The sequence below is a fragment of the Paracoccus sp. J56 genome, assembly GCF_019633685.1.
GTDB lineage: Bacteria > Pseudomonadota > Alphaproteobacteria > Rhodobacterales > Rhodobacteraceae > Paracoccus > Paracoccus kondratievae.
The window spans coordinates 1-16,851 of the sequence record NZ_JAFL01000003.1; the positions used below are offsets into that span (position 1 = coordinate 1).

13 protein-coding genes are annotated in these 16,851 nt (G+C 62.6%); 1 reads left to right on the plus strand and 12 read right to left on the minus strand.

Features of this window, described 5'->3' with window-relative positions:
* The 8 genes from M511_RS02745 to guaB all read right to left on the minus strand — a co-directional run.
* A partial coding sequence (locus M511_RS02745) for a transposase (protein WP_139824522.1) occupies positions 1 to 255 on the minus strand: 255 nt, incomplete at its 3' end.
* A gap of 141 nt (positions 256 to 396) precedes the next feature.
* Positions 397 to 2,445 (minus strand): ATP-binding protein, encoded by a 2,049-nt coding sequence (locus M511_RS02750; RefSeq protein WP_085501298.1) that lies wholly within the window; start codon positions 2,443 to 2,445, stop codon positions 397 to 399.
* Between the two features lie 54 nt (positions 2,446 to 2,499).
* On the minus strand, positions 2,500 to 3,651 hold the full coding sequence (locus M511_RS02755; protein WP_085501299.1) for an RsmB/NOP family class I SAM-dependent RNA methyltransferase: 1,152 nt from the start codon (positions 3,649 to 3,651) through the stop codon (positions 2,500 to 2,502).
* Between the two features lie 77 nt (positions 3,652 to 3,728).
* Complete coding sequence (locus M511_RS02760) at positions 3,729 to 4,538, minus strand: lysozyme family protein (RefSeq protein ID WP_085501300.1); 810 nt, start codon at positions 4,536 to 4,538, stop codon at positions 3,729 to 3,731.
* 107 nt (positions 4,539 to 4,645) lie between these two features.
* Entirely contained in the window at positions 4,646 to 5,746 is a 1,101-nt protein-coding gene (locus M511_RS02765; protein WP_010393025.1) for an NAD(P)-dependent alcohol dehydrogenase, read from the minus strand.
* A 13-nt stretch (positions 5,747 to 5,759) separates the two neighbouring features.
* Complete coding sequence (locus tag M511_RS02770) at positions 5,760 to 7,256, minus strand: aldehyde dehydrogenase family protein (protein WP_085501301.1); 1,497 nt, start codon at positions 7,254 to 7,256, stop codon at positions 5,760 to 5,762.
* A 123-nt stretch (positions 7,257 to 7,379) separates the two neighbouring features.
* Entirely contained in the window at positions 7,380 to 8,363 is a 984-nt protein-coding gene (locus M511_RS02775; protein WP_085501302.1) for an AraC family transcriptional regulator, read from the minus strand.
* A 129-nt stretch (positions 8,364 to 8,492) separates the two neighbouring features.
* Entirely contained in the window at positions 8,493 to 9,941 is a 1,449-nt protein-coding gene (gene guaB, locus M511_RS02780) for an IMP dehydrogenase (protein WP_010393033.1), read from the minus strand.
* 301 nt (positions 9,942 to 10,242) lie between these two features.
* Here guaB and M511_RS02785 point away from each other — a divergent pair, with 301 nt between their 5' ends.
* Positions 10,243 to 11,373, plus strand: a complete 1,131-nt coding sequence (locus M511_RS02785; RefSeq protein ID WP_010393035.1) for an OmpP1/FadL family transporter — start codon at positions 10,243 to 10,245, stop codon at positions 11,371 to 11,373.
* Positions 11,374 to 11,441: 68 nt separating this feature from the next.
* Here M511_RS02785 and murD read toward each other — a convergent pair whose 3' ends face one another.
* The 4 genes from murD to M511_RS02805 form a co-directional block, all read right to left on the minus strand.
* Positions 11,442 to 12,842 carry a UDP-N-acetylmuramoyl-L-alanine--D-glutamate ligase gene (gene murD / locus M511_RS02790; RefSeq protein WP_085501303.1) on the minus strand — a complete coding sequence of 467 codons (1,401 nt, stop codon included), beginning with the start codon at positions 12,840 to 12,842 and terminating at the stop codon, positions 11,442 to 11,444.
* 71 nt (positions 12,843 to 12,913) lie between these two features.
* On the minus strand, positions 12,914 to 13,996 hold the full coding sequence (mraY, locus tag M511_RS02795) for a phospho-N-acetylmuramoyl-pentapeptide-transferase (protein WP_010393038.1): 1,083 nt from the start codon (positions 13,994 to 13,996) through the stop codon (positions 12,914 to 12,916).
* The gene (locus M511_RS02800; RefSeq protein ID WP_085501304.1) at positions 13,996 to 15,381 is read right to left on the minus strand and encodes a UDP-N-acetylmuramoyl-tripeptide--D-alanyl-D-alanine ligase; all 1,386 of its coding nucleotides are present in this window, start codon (positions 15,379 to 15,381) and stop codon (positions 13,996 to 13,998) included. The genes mraY and M511_RS02800 overlap by 1 nt, the downstream gene beginning before the upstream one ends.
* Positions 15,378 to 16,847 carry a UDP-N-acetylmuramoyl-L-alanyl-D-glutamate--2,6-diaminopimelate ligase gene (locus M511_RS02805; RefSeq protein WP_085501305.1) on the minus strand — a complete coding sequence of 490 codons (1,470 nt, stop codon included), beginning with the start codon at positions 16,845 to 16,847 and terminating at the stop codon, positions 15,378 to 15,380. Before M511_RS02805 ends, M511_RS02800 begins: the two co-directional genes overlap by 4 nt.
* Between the last annotated feature and the right edge of the window lie 4 nt (positions 16,848 to 16,851).

Genomic DNA, 16,851 nt, shown 5'->3' on the forward strand with positions numbered 1-16,851 from the left:
ACCGTGCTTGGCGGCCAGCCCCGCCATCATCTTCGCGAAGATGCCTTTGTCGCTCCAACGCTTCCAGCGGTTGTAGAGCGTCTTATGTGGGCCGTACGCACTTGGTGCGTCGCGCCACCTTAAACCATTGCGATTGACGAAGATAATGCCACTCAGCACGCGTCGATCGTCAACGCGAGGTTTGCCATGGGACTTCGGGAAGAAGGGCTCCAGGCGCGCCATCTGCGCATCCGTCAGCCAGAAAAGATCAGACATGTTCACCGCTCGATTTTCGAACCGTGAATCACGCCGACAAGCGTAAATCAATGGGTCCTGACCCTAGCCCCGGGCAAGCAGAGCAGTTGCGGCGGGTGATGGCAGATGACTTTGCCCTCTATGCCTCATTGTGATGCCCACTCATTCATCCCGACGCTGGTCTCCCAATTGCCGTGTGACCAACGCAGTCAGGTCTGACAGAGAGAATGGCTTGGCAAGGAAGGCTGCATCCGGTACGGGCGGGCGTCCTTCAGAAAAGATATCTTCGGTATAGCCCGACATGAAGATCACCTTGGTGTCAGGCCTGTCGCGTAAAGCAGTGCGCACCCAGGCAGGACCGTCCATTCCCGGCATAACTACATCAGTGACGAAGACGTCAACGATCAGCCGCTCATCTGCCAACAGGGACAATGCATCCTCGGCACAGGCTGCCTCAAGCACCTTGAACCCTTGTAGTTTCAATGCGCGGCTTGCGAAAGAACGGACCGGCGCTTCGTCTTCGACAAGCAGAACAGTCGCTTCAAGCTCGCGCAAAGGTCGAATGGGGACAACAACAGGAGGCGACGTCTTTTCAAGCTCATGTCGATCATGCGCGGGAAAAAACAGCGAAAAGCTGCTGCCCTCTCCAAGCATGCTATCACAGAAAATATAACCTCCTGTCTGTTTTACGATCCCATATGCGGTCGAAAGGCCCAGACCAGTGCTTTCACCGACGCGCTTGGTGGTGAAAAACGGCTCGAAAATCTTTACCAAATCATCCGGAGCAATCCCGCAACCCTGATCGCGTACCTGAACGCGTACATAATCACCGGCTGGAAGAATGGCGCGCCCGAACTCGGCCTTGGTTTCAAGTCGGACATTGTCGGTAGAAATATTGATGTCGCCGCCGTCCGGCATGGCATCCCGGGCATTTACCACCAGGTTCATAATAACCTGCTCCAGCTGGCGGCGATCTGCGCGGATCATCCGCAGGGCAGGATCATGGTCAAAGGTCAGCACCACCCGTTCGCCCACCAGCCGATTTAGCAGATGCGTCAGATCCGAAAGCGTATCCCGCAGGTCCATGATCTGCGGCTTGAGCGTCTGCTTGCGGGAAAATGCCAGCAACTGGCGCACCAGCGCCGCAGCACGATTGGCGTTCTGGCTTATCTGGTCGAGGTCGGCATAATCCGGATCAGCCTTGTCATGACGCAGCATCAGCAGGTCGCAATGCCCTGTGATCGCAGTCAACAGGTTATTGAAATCATGGGCAATACCTCCGGCAAGCTGACCGATCGCCTGCATCTTCTGGCTTTGAACAAACTGGGCCTCAAGCGTCTTTAGCGCACTTGCATCAGACAGAACGGCCGTGACGTAGTCACCCCGCGCCCGCGTCAATGTGAGCTGCACGAAACGATCCGGCCCGTCAGCTTTGACATGCAGGACCTCAGAGCCGCCAACTGTTCTGCCCGCACAAACGTCAGAAACCCAGTCGCCGATCTCACGTCCCAGACCATCGAGCAGAATGGATAGTTTCTGGCCCAGAATCTGCCCACCCAGCAGATTGCGGGCCGCGGCATTGGCGCGGATGATATTTCCTGTCGGATCCAGAACAATAAGGGCGACAGGCAGTGAGTCGAAATCGCCGTGATCGCTGCCCAGAACTGCAGGCGGGGGGGTAACCGAACGTTCGCAGGCAACAGCCTGCCACAGCCGGATTTCGGACCTGGTCCTGCGGGTCACCGTGTATTCGCAACCATTGCCCAGATCTGCCCGTATTCTGCCGCGGCGAGACAGCCTGATGGTAAGATCGCTCCACATCCTTTCCGGATCAGCGTGGCTACGCCCCAACACCTCATGAATTCGGTGCCCCACCAGGTCGCCGAACCTGTCCAGCGCTTCTTGATTCTGAGCCAGGATCAAACCCGCCGCATCGGTAGCCATGGCGGGCTGTTCATGCTGGTGGATGGCTGGCAATACATCGTCCAGATCACGCTTTGTGATCAGAGCACGGCCGATATGGCGCGCTGAAAGAATACCGGCAAGAAGATACCAGGCCATGATCACGGCACCCGCGCTGATCAGGACCAAGCCGCCCTCCCGCCAATGCGGGTATATTGCCAGCCACAAGGCACCGATTACCATGGGCAGTGTCAGAAAGGGCAGCACGATACGTGCCGAACGCAAGCTTTCCGTACGTTCCGAACTCATTACTCTTCTCGCGACTTATCCGGTGACGGATACGGCACACGAGTTAAGGAAGGATTAACGGCAGCGCATCAGCGCAAGATAAAACCCGTCCGAAGCATCAAGTGGTGAATAGCGGCGCTCCAGAACCATCTGAAACCCTTGGTTTTTTGCAAGAAAAACTCCAACCTGTCGCTCATTCTCTTCGGCCAGGACCGAGCAAGTCATATAGGCCAACACCCCGCCCGGCGCGACAAAGCCGGCTGCCTGATCCAGAATACGGCTTTGCGTAGCTAGAACACGGCGTAAATCATCGGGAGTCAGACGCCATTTCGCATCGGGGGTGCGCCGCCATGTTCCGCTGCCGGAACAGGGTACATCGGCGAGCACCGTGTCGAATTGCCCCTTTACCTTGCCTGGCTGAGCGAGATGGATCCGGACACCTGCGCGCTCGGCCCGCGCCGGCAGGTCGGCCATGCGATCCGCATTGATGTCATGGGCTGTGATCGGCCCCGCACCCTGTGCGGCCATAGCCAGCGCCTTGCCCCCGCCGCCCGCACATAGGTCAAGAAGACTGCCCTGTGCCGGCAGCAATGCACAGGCCATTTGCGGAGAGAGGTCCTGCAATTCGACCATCCCCTGCCGATAAGCATCAGACCCCGCTACACGCCGCGCGCCTTTTGTCACACAAATTGCCGAGGGCAGGACGGGGTGCGACCGGACGGCAATTCCTTCCTTTGCCAGCGCCTCAATTGCCTCCTCAGGATTGGTTCGAAGCGTATTGACCCGCAACCAGACCGGAGCACGTTCCCGCATTGCAACCGCTGCGGCTTCAGCGTCAGGACCCAGCGATTCACGCCACAGGGGGATAAGCCAGTCGGGCAGATCCAGCACCTCGTCAGATGAGGGCTGGCGACCCGCCTGCAGCTCTGTCTCAACCAGCCGAGAAGGCGCGAACTTTTCGCCGGTGAAGAGCGACGCAGGATCAATTCCCTCCTCCTGGCAAAGACCCAGCATCAGCCCACGACCTGACATCGCACCACCCATGGCCGCACGCGAACGCAAACGGCGCAGGTTGTCAAAGACAAGATCGCGGACCGCAGCGCGATCACCAGATCCGGCAAAGCGGCTGGCGCGTGCCCAGCGGATCAGCGCCGCCTCGGCGGGCTGTCCTTCAAGGATCTGGTCGAGAATGGCAATGGCTGCAGCAGCTCTGGCGGCGGGCGTCATGTCAGGCTGCGTCCCTTACGCGGCGAATACGGATTACGGAGCGCAGAAACGAGCTTGGCTACTCTTTGTCAATCCCGTTACCGGACCGCCTCGGGAGCCGTGTCGGATGGCCAGAGCGAAGCCCGCCTTTCCCCCTCTTCGCCGAGCCGGACGGTGACCAGCGGCCCGGCCCTTGCCCCAAGCGGCGAGCGGCCAGGTGCCAGCACCGCCAGCGAACCCGGCTGACCGGTAGCTGGACTGCCCAAAGGCGCGCCGAGCAGCATCACCCTTTCCCGCACCCTTCGGCGCTGGCCCGAACCGATGCCGGCAAAGCGGTTATAGGTTTCGGGAGAGTCGCTCAGACCCTGAAAGCCGCGGTCACGCAGCATCTGGTGCAGGGTATCGAACCGCGCCAGATACCGCTGGGCATTGGCCGGCGTGCGCGAGTGAAAGGCGCCTGCCGCCTGACGCCAGTCACCCGTCTCGGTATAAAGCTGAAAAACAAAGCGGGCAGCGTAACGGGCGTTTTCCAGCGGATCGAACATCTCGGCGACCGAGGAGAAATTCTCGCCATGCCAGCGATAGTTCAGCTGAAAACAACCAATGTCGATATTGGTGCGCCCCTGCGCGACCCGATCTTCGGCATAGGCGATGGCACTGGCGGGATCATCAAACCATGTCCCCTCGCCCTCGGCATTCGCACTCCACGCCCAGGGGCGGACGATGCCATCCAGCCTGCGACCGGTTTCGGTCAGGGTCAAGGCGCCAAGTACATCAACCGGCACACCACTTTCCCGTGCGGCCTGCTGCGCCGCCCATTCGCAGATCTCGGCCGCAGGCATGGCCGGTATGCGGGAGGGCATGCAGACAAGTGCCAGAAGGCCAAGCAAAAGGACGAGACGGCGCATGTAACGGTCCGGGGATCATGTATCCGGACCATCTCTAGCCGAGAACCGTTAAGATCCGGTAAGCGGCCCCCAAACCTCAGCCTCGGGGGCCGCACACGGGCGCGATCTCACGAAAAGCGCAGCACCGACTTGATCGAGCGGCCTTTTTCGCTGTCCTCGATGGCTTCGTTGATCTGCTTGAAATCATAGAAGGTCACGAGCTTGTCGAAGGGGAAACGCCCCTGCCTGTACAGCTCGACAAGGCTCGGGATGAACAGATCGGGCACCGCATCGCCTTCGCAGATCCCGCGCACCTTGCGGCCAAGCAGTAATCCCCACGTATCAAGCGGGATCTCGGACCCGAAGGCCGGGGCGCCGATCATGCCGCATTCCCCAAGAATACGGACCGAGTCCACCGCCTGCCTGAGAGCCTTGAGATTGCCCGAGGTCTCGAGCGAGAATTTTGCGCCAAGCCCTCCGGTCAGGCCGCGTACGGTTTCCACCGGATCGGCCCTGGTCGGGTTGATGGTATGGGTCGCGCCCAGCTCTTTTGCCAGCGCAAGCCGCTGATCGTTCAGATCGACGCTGATGATGGTGGCACAACCCGTCACCACCGCCCCTAGCACCGCCGACAGGCCGACTGCGCCCGCCCCGTAGATCACGATGGAATCGCCGGCTGAGGGATGGAGTGAGTTGATCACCGCCCCTGCCCCGGTCTGCACCCCGCAGCCCAGTGGGCCAAGCAGCTCAAGCGGCACGTCATTCGCGACCTTCACCACCGAACGTTCATTGCCAAGGGCATGTGTCGCAAAGGAGGACTGGCCGAAGAATCCGCCATGGATCACCTCGTCCCCCTTGCGCATCGTCGGCGAGCCATCCATGCGCGCAAAGCCGAAATTCGCCTTGGAGAAATCGCGGCAATACATCGGCTGACCGGTCTTGCAGGTGTCGCATGCCCCGCAATAGTGACAGCTCATGACCACATGATCGCCGGGCTTGAGCTTGGTGACCTTTGCGCCGACCTTCTCGACGATGCCCGCGCCTTCATGGCCGTACACGGCCGGGAAAGGGGCGGGAACGACCTGATCGCGAGGCAGCGTGTCAGTGTGGCAGATGCCCGTCGCGACCAGACGCACCAGAACCTCGTCCTCGCGCGGGTCGTCAAGCTCGATCTCTTCGAGCGAGAATTTCCCGCCCTTCTCTCGCATTACTGCCGCTGTGATCTTCATGGTCTTTCCTCTTTTACTGTATAGCTGCGAACCAGGCGGGCTTGACCCGGGTCTGGACGGTCACCGCCTTGAGATGCGTGTACATGTTCAGCGTCTCGTGACAGAATTCACTGCCGATCCCGCTTTCCTTGAAGCCGCCGAAGGGTGAGCCGGGCGCGAGATTGAAGTAGTTGTTGATCCAGACGTTTCCGGCCTGCAGCCGGTCCGCCGTGTCCCAGGCAGAGGCGAGGTCGTTGGTATAGATCCCCGCCGCCAGCCCATAACGGATGTCGTTCGCGTCATGGATGAGCCGGTCGTAGTCGCTCCACCGGATGACCGAGAGAACGGGGCCAAAGATCTCTTCCTGCGCGATGCGGGTATCGTTCGTGGTCTCGAAAACCGTCGGCTCGAAGAACCAGCCGGCATTGCATCCGGGAACCTCGGCCCGGCCTCCGCCCGTGGCCAGGCTGGCCTGTTCTTTGCCGATGTCGATATAGGACTGGACCCGACGCCCCTGCTTTTCCGAGACGAGGCAGCCCAGCAGAGGATAACTGTTGGTCGGATCGGCCACCCTGATCCGCCGCATCGAGGCGACGAGGCGCTGCATGAAATCGTCGTAAATGTCCCGATGCAGGAACAGGCGGGTCCCGGCCAGACATGACTGGCCGTTGCAATACATCGAGGCGAATGTGACGTTATCGACGATCGCGTCCATATCGGCGACCGCGATATCCGGGAAAACGATGTTAGGGCTTTTGCCGCCGAGCTCCAGCGAGACGGGGACGAGGCGCTGCGCACCGGCCGCCGAGATCAGCCTCCCCACCTCGGAACTGCCGGTGAAGGCAAGTTTTGCGACATCGGGATGGCTGGTCAGGGCCGCACCGGCCTCTTCCCCGAAGCCGGGAACGATATTGATCACACCGGGCGGAAAGATTTCCGCAATCAGCTTGCCCAGCTCAAGCGTCGAAAGCGAGGCATGCTCGTCGGGCTTCAACACGACCGTGTTCCCGGCGGCGATAGCAGGCGCGATCTTGAACGCCGCCATGATCGCCGGCACGTTCCATGGAATAATCTGGCCGCAAACGCCGTAGGGCTCGCGTTTGGCGACAAGATATCCGTCGGCGATCGGCCGCCCCCAGCCCTCATGCGTAAGGATCGCCGCAGCAAAGTAACGATACTGCTGGACGGCGATCGCGTGGTCCAGCCCCGTCTCCCAAAGGCCGCGTCCGATATCCAGCGTATCAATCGCCATCAGCCGGCCGGCTTCGCGCTCGATGGCATCGGCAAGCCTGCTCAGGCAGGCCGCGCGTTCCTCGGGCGTCTTCGCCCGCCAGATCGGGAAAGCGGTTTTGGCAGAGGCAACCGCCGCGTCAATCTGATCCTTGCCGCAGCGGGCGATATCGGCCAGATGCTCGCCCGTCGCGGCTGCCGTGGCCGCAAAGACCGGGCCTTTGACCGGCTGGAAACTGTTGTTGATAAAGGCGCCATAGCTTCGGGACAGACTGGCCCGGGCGGCAGACACATCGGTCATCCGTTCTCTCCTGTCGTTTTTTCTCGGTTGTCGGGCCCGCGCGAGTCATGGCTCGCCACCCACAAAGGCTAGGCCCGGCCCCTGGGCGCCGTCTATCCGCTGCTGGCGAAAATCGGGGAAATACTATCCGTTTCTTGCGAATTTGCGGGTCTGGCTGGGCAATTCACCAAAACGCTCGCGGTAATAGGCCGAAAACCGGCCAAGATGGAAAAATCCGTGCGTCATGGCCAGATCGGCAAGGTCAGCCCCCGGATCCGCAATCAGCGCCACCCGCACCGCATCAAGACGAAGCTCGCGCAGCCAGACCATCGGCGACCGTCCCAGTTCGGCATGGCAAAGCGCGTTCAGCTGCCGCTCGGACAGCGCCGCGACGCGAGCCAGATCGGCCAGAGCGATCGGCTGGCCAAGACGGGCGGTGGCATAGGCATGCAGCCGGTCGATACGCCGCCTGCGCTGACGACCTTGCGGCAGGCCGCGGGGATCGGCGTCATCCACCACCCCACTGCCATTAAGCAGCAGGAACATCGCCAGCCCCTGCTCCATATGCGCAAGCCAGGGTGCCAAATCCGCGCTTTTGTGCCGTACCCCCTCGACGGCCACGAAAGCCTCCAGTTGCGCCCGCCAGTGCAGCGCGGCGGTCGGAGCGAGCATCCGCCCCGGATCGGCGCAGACAGCGGCAAGCAGATCCGGCCGGCCCAGCGTATGGGCAGCCTCGGCCATAAGGCTGTGCGGCAGGCGCAGGATCAGCTGCTCGCTGCCCTCGGACCAGCGCAGCCGGATGTTGCGGCGCGGCGAGCTGATCACCGCGCTGCCCTGAGGCACCAGCCGGCGCACGCCATCCGCCTGAACCTCGATCGGGCCAGTCAACGAAAAATGCACCAGCGAAAAGTGATCATAGACGACGGGACAGATACCCACCTCGGGGCCATATCGCAGCGAATAAAGCGACAGCCGGGGGGTGTCGAATTTGTAAAGCCGGGTATCGACCCGCCCCGCCTCCCAATGCAGATGATGGTCGGACAGCTCGGCTGCCACCAGACCATGCGTCTCCATTTGTTCACGGGAACGGAAAATGCATTGCTGATAGAGGGCAGCCAGCCCGGACATGGCGCATACCCTCTGCCACCCCGCCGTCCAAGCCTTTACACACGCATGACGGTTGTCAAGCCGGATGAGCGGGCGCGGCGGCTTCCCCGGGCCGTAGCTGGCCCGGAGGCTCTATCTGACAGGGCCCGATCAGCCCAGACGATAGTTCGGGCTTTCGCGGGTGATCTGCACGTCGTGGACGTGGCTTTCCTTAAGCCCCGCACCGGTGATGCGCACGAACTGGCAATTGCGCTGCATCTCGGCCACGGTCGCGTTGCCGGTATAGCCCATGGCAGCGCGCAGACCGCCGACCAGTTGATGGATCACCGCAGCAGCCGAGCCCTTGTAAGGCACCTGCCCCTCGATCCCCTCGGGGACCAGCTTGTCCGAGGCGGCGTCCTTCTGGAAGTAGCGGTCGGCAGAGCCGCGCGCCATGGCGCCAAGGCTGCCCATGCCGCGATAGGATTTGAAGCTGCGGCCCTGATACAGGATCACCTCGCCCGGGCTTTCATCGGTGCCCGCGATGGCCGAGCCGACCATAGCGCAAGCCGCACCCGCCGCGATGGCCTTGGCGAAATCGCCCGAGAACTTGATGCCACCATCAGCAATCACCGGCACATCGCCCGCGCCGCGCACAGCGTCCATGATCGCGGTCAATTGCGGCACGCCAACACCGGCGACGATCCGCGTCGTGCAGATCGAGCCCGGACCAATGCCGACCTTGACCGCATCAGCGCCGGCATCGACCAGCGCGCGAGCCGCATCGGCGGTGGCGACGTTACCGGCCACAACCTGAACCTCGTTCGAATACGCCTTGATACGGCTGACAGCACGGGCCACGCCCTCTGAGTGGCCATGGGCAGTGTCGATCACCACCAGATCAACCCCGGCCTCGATCAGGGCAATGCTGCGCTCATACCCTTCATCGCCCACGGTCGAAGCAGCCGCAACCCGAAGCCGGCCCAGCTCATCCTTGCAGGCCAAGGGGTTCAGCACCGATTTCTCGGTATCCTTCAGGGTCAGAAGGCCGGTCAGCTTGCCAGCAGCATTGGTAACCAGCAGCTTTTCGATACGGCGTGCCTTCATCAGGTCGATGGCTTCGGCCCGATCGGCCGGCTCGCGCAGGATGGCAAGGTTGTCCGAGGTCATCACCGCCCGCACTGGCATCTCATCGCTGTTGGCAAAGCGCATGTCGCGGTTGGTGATGATGCCAACCACCCGGCCCGAGGCGTCAACCACCGGAAAGCCGGTGACGTTATAGCGGGCCTGCAGGGCCTTGGCATCGGCAATGGTCTGTTCGGGGGTCAGGGTGATCGGGTCATAGACGATGCCCGACTCAAAGCGCTTGACGCGGCGGACCTCATCGGCCTGCTGCTCGGTGGTCAGGTTGCGATGGATCACGCCGATGCCGCCTGCCTGAGCCATGGCAATCGCCATGCGGCTTTCAGTGACGGTGTCCATGGCGCTGGAAAGCAGTGGGATATTCATCCGGATCTGCTTGGTGACACAGGTCGTCACGTCGGCGGTCGAGGGCATCACCGAGGACGCCGCAGGAACGAGAAGAACATCGTCGAAGGTCAAAGCCTCACGAATCTGCATGGGAGCATCCTTGTCAGGGGTTCGTTTGGCAGTTTCCCATTTCACGGGCCGCGTGGAATGTCCAGCCTTCCGCCGTGCGATCTGCTAGAATTGGAAACAGTTTTTCGCGGACACGGCGCAAAAATCGTCGTAGTCCCGTCCTCTGGTCCCCGCATCGGGGAACGTTGCTGCAATGACACGGAACATAACATGGTACCAGACTGGACGCCGCGTCAGAATATGCGGGTGATTGACGCAGCCACGACCCCTGCCGCAGGCTGGAAGCAGAGGTTCGGAATGAGCCTGTTTCTGGGAGGAAATCATGAATAGGATCATCACCGGCATTGGCGCCCTGCTGACCACCGCAGCGCCGGTTCTGGCCGGCGGGATCGAACGCGCGCCGCAGTCGATCGCGCCACTGTTCGAGCAGGGGAATTATCTGGAGCTGAGCTTTGGCGGCGTCACGCCGGAGGTCTCGGGCAGGGACATGCCTGTCTTCGGCGGAAGGGATACCGGGGACGTCGCACAGGGCTATGGCTTTGTCGGCTTCTCTTACAAGCATCAGTTCACCGACAACCTGTCGGGCGTCTTTATCGTCGAGCAGCCGTTTGGTGCGGACATCCTTTATGAGCCCGGCAAATCCATCGCCCTTGGCGGCACCCTGGCCGAGGTGAACTCGACCACCTATACCGCCCTTTTGCGCTATAAATTCGACAATAACTTCTCGGTCCATGGTGGTCTGCGCGGCTCACGCGCCGATGGGCATGTCAGGCTGAGCGGCGCTGCCTATGGCCCGCTCTCGGGTTACGACGTCGATCTGGACGGCGCCTGGGGCATGGGCTGGGTCGCGGGCGTCGCCTATGAGGTGCCCGAGATCGCGGCACGCGTCTCGCTGACCTACAACTCGCCCGTCGAACACGAATTCGACACGGTTGAAACCCATCCCCTCACCGGGCCGGTCAGCAGCAAGACCAAGGTCAAGACCCCGCGGTCCTGGACGCTGGAGGGCCAGACCGGGATCGCCGAAGATACGCTCCTGTTCGGCTCGATCCGTTGGGTGAACTGGTCCGAGTTCCGGGTCGAGCCGCAGGTGCTGGTCAGTGCTCCCCCGCTGGGCTTCGGCGTTGAGGGCGGGCTGGTCGAACTTGAAGACACCACCACCTATACCATTGGCGTGGGCCGCAAGTTCACCGAAAACTGGTCGGGTTCGCTGTCCTTCATGTATGAGCCTGAGAACAGCGATCTGGTCTCGCCCCTGTCCCCGACCAACGGTCGCAAGGGCGTCTCGGTGGCCGCGATCTATACCCGCGACAACCTTAAGGTCACGACCGGCGTCAGCTATATCAAGCTGGGCGATGCCTATGCCGAAACCGGCACTCCGGATCAAGAGCGGGCCAAGATGTCGGGCAACCACGCATGGGGCGCGGGGATCCGGATCGGCTATTCCTTCTGATCTCTCGACAAAAGCGAAAGGCCCCGGAACCTCCGGGGCCTTTTCTCATGCACAGGACAGGCGGGCGATCAGGGTTGCAGCGCCTGTACCAAAGCGGTGAAATGCTCGCCGCGTTTCTCAAAATTCGGATATTGGTCAAAACTCGCGGCGGCGGGGGCAAGCAGCACAGTCTCGCCCGGTTGTGCCTCAGCGGCGGCGCGGGCGACGGCCAGATCCATGGTTTCAACAACCTCATAAGCGGTCTGGCCGATCTGCAGCGCAAAATCGCGGCCTGAATGGCCGATAAGATAGGCTTTCACCACTTCGCCCAGATAAGGCTGAAGGTCGGCGATGCCACCTTCCTTACCCAGCCCCCCGGCAATCCAGCGAATGCGCTTGAAGGCGGCAAGCGCCTTGGCGGCCGCATCGACATTGGTCGCCTTGCTGTCGTTCACCCAGCGCACGCCGCCGATCTCGGCCACGGTCTGACTGCGGTGGGGCAGGCCCTGAAAACTGTGAAAGGCGCTTTCGATCTCGCGCGGGGCGAGGCCGATGGCCCGGGTCGCGGCATAGGCGGCACAGGCGTTCTGGTGGTTATGCGCCCCAGGCAGACCCGTCACCTCGCGCAGATCAATCGAGGCGATCTGCCGGCCCTTGCGATACTCTGACAGAAAACCCTTGCGGGCAAAAACTGACCAGCCAAACCGCTCAAGCTTTTGTCCCGAGGACACCCGGATCACCCTATCATCGCCAGGCCCCATGCCAAGCTGATCAGCCAGATAGCGGCCCTCGACCTCATCCACACCGATCACGGCGCGATCCGGCCCACCTTCAGCGAACAGGCGGCGCTTGGCAGCGAAATAGCCGCCATAGCCGCCGTGACGGTCCAGATGATCCGGCGACATATTGGTCAGGACCGCCACGTCGGGGGTTAAAGCACGGGCAAGGTCGGTCTGGTAGCTCGACAGTTCAAGCACCACCACCTCGCCATCATGGGCGGGTTCCAGCGACAGGACACCCGTGCCGATATTCCCGCCGATCTGGGTCGGGCGGCCCGCCTCTTTCAGGATGTGATGGATAAGTGCTGTGGTGGTGGATTTACCGTTTGAGCCGGTGACGGCGATCACCCGGGGGGTGCTGTCAAACCGCTCCCATTCCGGGGTCGCAAAACTGCGAAAGAACAGGCCGATGTCATTATCGACCGGCACACCCATCGCATAGGCGCAGGCAATGACCGGATGCGGCGCGGGGTAAAGATGCGGGATGCCGGGGCTGGTGATCAGCGCCGAGATACCGTCCCAGTTCTGCTCGCGCGTAAGGTCAAGGACATGCAACCCGTCCGCGGCTGCCTGCTCGCGGATATCGGCACCGTCGTCCCAGACGACGACGCGGGCCCCGCCCGCAGCAAGGGCAGCCGCCGTGGCACGGCCCGAGCGGCCGAGCCCGAGTACGGCGATGGTTTGGTTCTGGACGCCCTGGACCGGAATCATGACGCTTCCTTGATTGTGGCAGGCGGGGGAAGCTTCGCCTTGCCCCGCGCCCGGAGGGGGACGAATAACGGCTAGCGCAGCTTAAGCGTCGCCAGCCCGATCAGCGCGAGGATCAACGCGATGATCCAGAAACGGATGACGATCTGCGCCTCTCCCCAGCCCTTCTTTTCAAAGTGGTGGTGGATCGGGGCCATCAGGAACACCCGCTTGCCAGTGCGCTTGAAATAAAGCACCTGAATGATGACCGACAGTGCTTCGACGACAAAAAGGCCGCCGACGATGGCCAGCACGATCTCGTGCTTGGTCACGACGGCAATGGCACCCAGTGCACCACCAAGGGCAAGGCTGCCAGTGTCGCCCATAAAGACCGCAGCCGGAGGGGCGTTATACCACAAAAAGCCAAGGCCCCCGCCGATCAGCGCGGCGACAAAGACTGCAAGCTCACCCGTACCGGGCACCAGATGCACGCCCAGATAATTGGCGAAATTCGCGTGGCCGACCATATAGGCGATGACCGCGAAACTGGCCGCAGCGATCATCACCGGCATGATTGCCAGCCCGTCCAGCCCGTCGGTCAGGTTCACTGCATTGGCCGCGCCAAGGATCACCAGCACGGTAAAAGGCACGTAAAGGATGCCAAGGTTGATCAGCGCATCCTTAAAGAAGGGCAGGGCCAGCTCTCCGCTCAGTGCGGCGGGATGCAGCCAGGTGGCGGCAAGACCTGCGCCGGCAGCAATGCACAGACCAATCGCCAGCCGCACCTTGCCTGACAGTCCGGCGTGATGCTGTTTGGTCACCTTGGCATAGTCGTCAGCAAAGCCGATGGCGGCAAAGCCCAGCGTCACCAGCAGCACGATCCAGACATAGCCATTGTCGAGCCGCGCCCAGAGCAGCGTCCCGACCACCAGCGCAGCAAGGATCAGCAGACCGCCCATGGTCGGCGTTCCGGCCTTGGAAAAATGGTTCTGCGGCCCGTCATCACGGATTGGCTGACCCTTCTTTTGCTTGCGGCGCAGCAGGTCGATCAGCGGTCGGCCAAAGAAAAATCCAAAGAGCAGCGCAGTGAAAAAGGCGCCGCCCGCCCGGAAGGTGATATACCGGAACAGGTTGAAGAAATCCCCGCCGTCGGAGAGGTTCGTGAGCCAATAAAGCATTACGCTGTCCTTTCGCCAGGGAGCGTGCTTTGGCGCGTCCGCCGCAGCGCGTCAACCACCGTCGAGACCTTCGAGGACTTCGACCCCTTCACGAGCACGATATCGCCGGTGGCGACCAGCTCTCCCACCCTTTCGGCCAGTTCCGCAGCAGTCGCGGCATGCAGACCGCGCCGGGTTTCGGGCAGAGCCTCATGCAGGGCGCGCATACGCGGCCCGGCGGTATGAACCAGATCCACCGCCGCCATCGAAGGATCATCGGCCATGCCGCGATGCAGTGCGATTTCATCCGGTCCAAGCTCAAGCATATCGCCCAGAATAGCGATGCGGCGACCCCCGGTCAGACGGGCCAGCGTCGCAAGCCCGGCGGCCAGCGAGGTCGGGTTGGAGTTATAGGCGTCGTCGATCAGCCGGATGCCGCCCAGATCCTCGACCGCGCCACGGCCCAGGGGCGGGTGCCAATCGGAAAGATGCCGCGCCGCCTCGGCCAGATCCGCCCCAGCCGCCGAAAGTGCGGCCAGAACACCGACCGCGTTCATCACGAAATGCGAACCGGCCGTAGCAAGGGTGAAATCCACCGTCTCACCCAGAACGCGGGCGCGGACGCGGGTCACCCCGTCCCCGGTTTCGGCCTTGATGGGTCTGGCCATGCCATGTTCGCCAAAACCGATCACGATTGCCCCGGCCTCATCCGCGTAGTCGCGCAAAAGCGGCGTCACGCCCAGATCCTCGGGCAGGACCGCGGTACCGGGCTGTAGCAGGCCACGAAAGATCGCGCCTTTTTCCCGCGCAATCCCTTCGATCGCGCCAAACGCCTCAAGATGCGCGGCAGCGACCGTTGTGATCATGGCAACATGCGGACGGGCCAGACGGGCCAAAGGCTCAATCTCTCCCGGATGGTTCATACCGATCTCGATGATGGCGAAATCGGTGTCGGCGGGCATGCGCGCCAGCGTCAGCGGCACGCCCCAGTGGTTGTTATAGCTGGCCTCTGCGGCATGAATCCTGCCCTGACCGGCAAGGGCGATGCGTGCCATCTCTTTGGTCGAGGTCTTGCCGACCGATCCGGTGATGGCGATGACCTTGCCTTGCATCCGCGCGCGCCCCGCCCTGCCCAGAGCCTCTAGCGCGGGCAGAACATCGGGCACGGTCAGCAGCGGCGCGTCGGGCGCGACACCTTCGGGGATGCGGCTGACCAGCGCCGCCGCCGCGCCCTTTTCCAGCGCCTGGGCGACGAAATCATGCCCGTCACGCGCGGCTTGCAGGGCGACAAACAGATCGCCGGGCTGAATGGTGCGGGTGTCGATCGAGATACCGGTGATCGCAAAGTCACGGGTGGCATGGCCGCCGGTTGCAGCAGCGGCATCCTGCGAGGTCCACAAGCTCATATCTTGCCATCCAGCGCCGCGACGGCCACCGAGGCCTGTTCAGCATCGTCGAATGGATAAACGTCACTGCCGATGATCTGGCCGGTCTCATGCCCTTTGCCCGCGATCAGCAGCGCATCACCCGGCTGAAGCGTATCGACCGCGCGCAGGATCGCCTCGGCCCGGTCTCCGATCTCGATTGCCTCGGGTCCAGCCCCGGCCATCACCTCGGCGCGGATCGCGGCCGGGTCCTCGGATCGGGGGTTGTCGTCGGTGACATAAACGACATCCGCGAATTGCCGCGCCGCCTCGCCCATCAGCGGGCGCTTGAGCCGGTCGCGGTCACCACCGGCGCCAAAGACCACGACGATACGGCCCATGACATGCGGTCGCAGCAATTGCAGGGCCGAGGCCAGAGCGCCGGGCTTGTGGCTGTAATCGACAAAGACCGCCGCGCCATTCTCGCGCACCGCCGCAAGCTCCATCCGGCCGCGCACCGTGGTGAGGCTCGACAAGGTGTCAAGCACGCGCGCCGGCTCATCCCCGGCAGCGATGACAAGGCCCGCTGCAGCCAGGACGTTCTCGGCCTGAAAACCGCCGATCAGCGCCAGACGCACCAGATGCGCCTGACCATACAGGCTGAAACGCAGATCCTGCCCGGTTGCATCATAGCGCTGGTTCAGGATGCGCAGGTCAGCACGTTCGGCACGGCCAACGGTCGTCAGCTTCAGGCCCCGGTCGCGGGCGATCTGTTCCATCTGCCGGCCGCGCGCATCGTCGATATTGATGACCGCGCCCGCACCTTCGTCCAGCAGCCGGTCAAAGAGCAGCGCCTTGGCGGCGAAATATTCATCAAAGTCCTTGTGGTAGTCGAGGTGGTCCTGACTGAAATTCGTGAAGGCCCCGGCCTTCAGCCGCACCCCGTCCAGCCGATGCTGGTCCAGACCATGAGAGCTGGCCTCCATCGCCGCATGGGTGACGCCCTCGGCGGCCGCCTCGGCCAGAACGCGGTGCAGGGTGATCGGCTCGGGCGTGGTATGGGCCAGCTTGGCCTGATAGTCGCCCTGCACGCCCATGGTGCCCAGGCTGATCGCCTTATGGCCAAGCGCCTGCCAGATCTGGCGGGTAAAGGTCGCAACCGAGGTCTTGCCCGAGGTGCCGGTGACAGCAACCATCGTCTCGGGTTGGGCGGCAAACCACAGCGCGGCGGCACCGGCAAGCGCGGCGCGCGGATCCTCGGCCACGACCAGCGCCGCATCTGCGCCTGCCAATTCGGCAGCAGCAACCTCGGCGCCCTTGCGGTCGGTCAGGACCGCCCCTGCGCCCTGGCGCAACGCGTATTGGATGAACTCGGCCCCATGCACCGCCGAACCCGGCAGCGCCGCGAACAGGCAGCCCGGCCTGACTTGCCGCGAATCGACAGCCAGGCCCGTAATCTCGGGGTCGCGCCCCTTGTCCCCTCTAAGCCCCAGAAGGGACAGTCGCATCGCC

Bases quoted from the DNA above. Each gene is read 5' to 3' on its own strand.
- M511_RS02750 (WP_085501298.1), bottom strand. From the start codon at position 2,445: ATGAGTTCGGAACGTACGGAAAGCTTGCGTTCGGCACGTATCGTGCTG.
- M511_RS02755 (WP_085501299.1), bottom strand. From the start codon at position 3,651: ATGACGCCCGCCGCCAGAGCTGCTGCAGCCATTGCCATTCTCGACCAG.
- M511_RS02760 (WP_085501300.1), bottom strand. From the start codon at position 4,538: ATGCGCCGTCTCGTCCTTTTGCTTGGCCTTCTGGCACTTGTCTGCATG.
- M511_RS02765 (WP_010393025.1), bottom strand. From the start codon at position 5,746: ATGAAGATCACAGCGGCAGTAATGCGAGAGAAGGGCGGGAAATTCTCG.
- M511_RS02770 (WP_085501301.1), bottom strand. From the start codon at position 7,256: ATGACCGATGTGTCTGCCGCCCGGGCCAGTCTGTCCCGAAGCTATGGC.
- M511_RS02775 (WP_085501302.1), bottom strand. From the start codon at position 8,363: ATGTCCGGGCTGGCTGCCCTCTATCAGCAATGCATTTTCCGTTCCCGT.
- guaB (WP_010393033.1), bottom strand. From the start codon at position 9,941: ATGCAGATTCGTGAGGCTTTGACCTTCGACGATGTTCTTCTCGTTCCT.
- M511_RS02785 (WP_010393035.1), top strand. From the start codon at position 10,243: ATGAATAGGATCATCACCGGCATTGGCGCCCTGCTGACCACCGCAGCG.
- murD (WP_085501303.1), bottom strand. From the start codon at position 12,842: ATGATTCCGGTCCAGGGCGTCCAGAACCAAACCATCGCCGTACTCGGG.
- mraY (WP_010393038.1), bottom strand. From the start codon at position 13,996: ATGCTTTATTGGCTCACGAACCTCTCCGACGGCGGGGATTTCTTCAAC.
- M511_RS02800 (WP_085501304.1), bottom strand. From the start codon at position 15,381: ATGAGCTTGTGGACCTCGCAGGATGCCGCTGCTGCAACCGGCGGCCAT.
- M511_RS02805 (WP_085501305.1), bottom strand. From the start codon at position 16,847: ATGCGACTGTCCCTTCTGGGGCTTAGAGGGGACAAGGGGCGCGACCCC.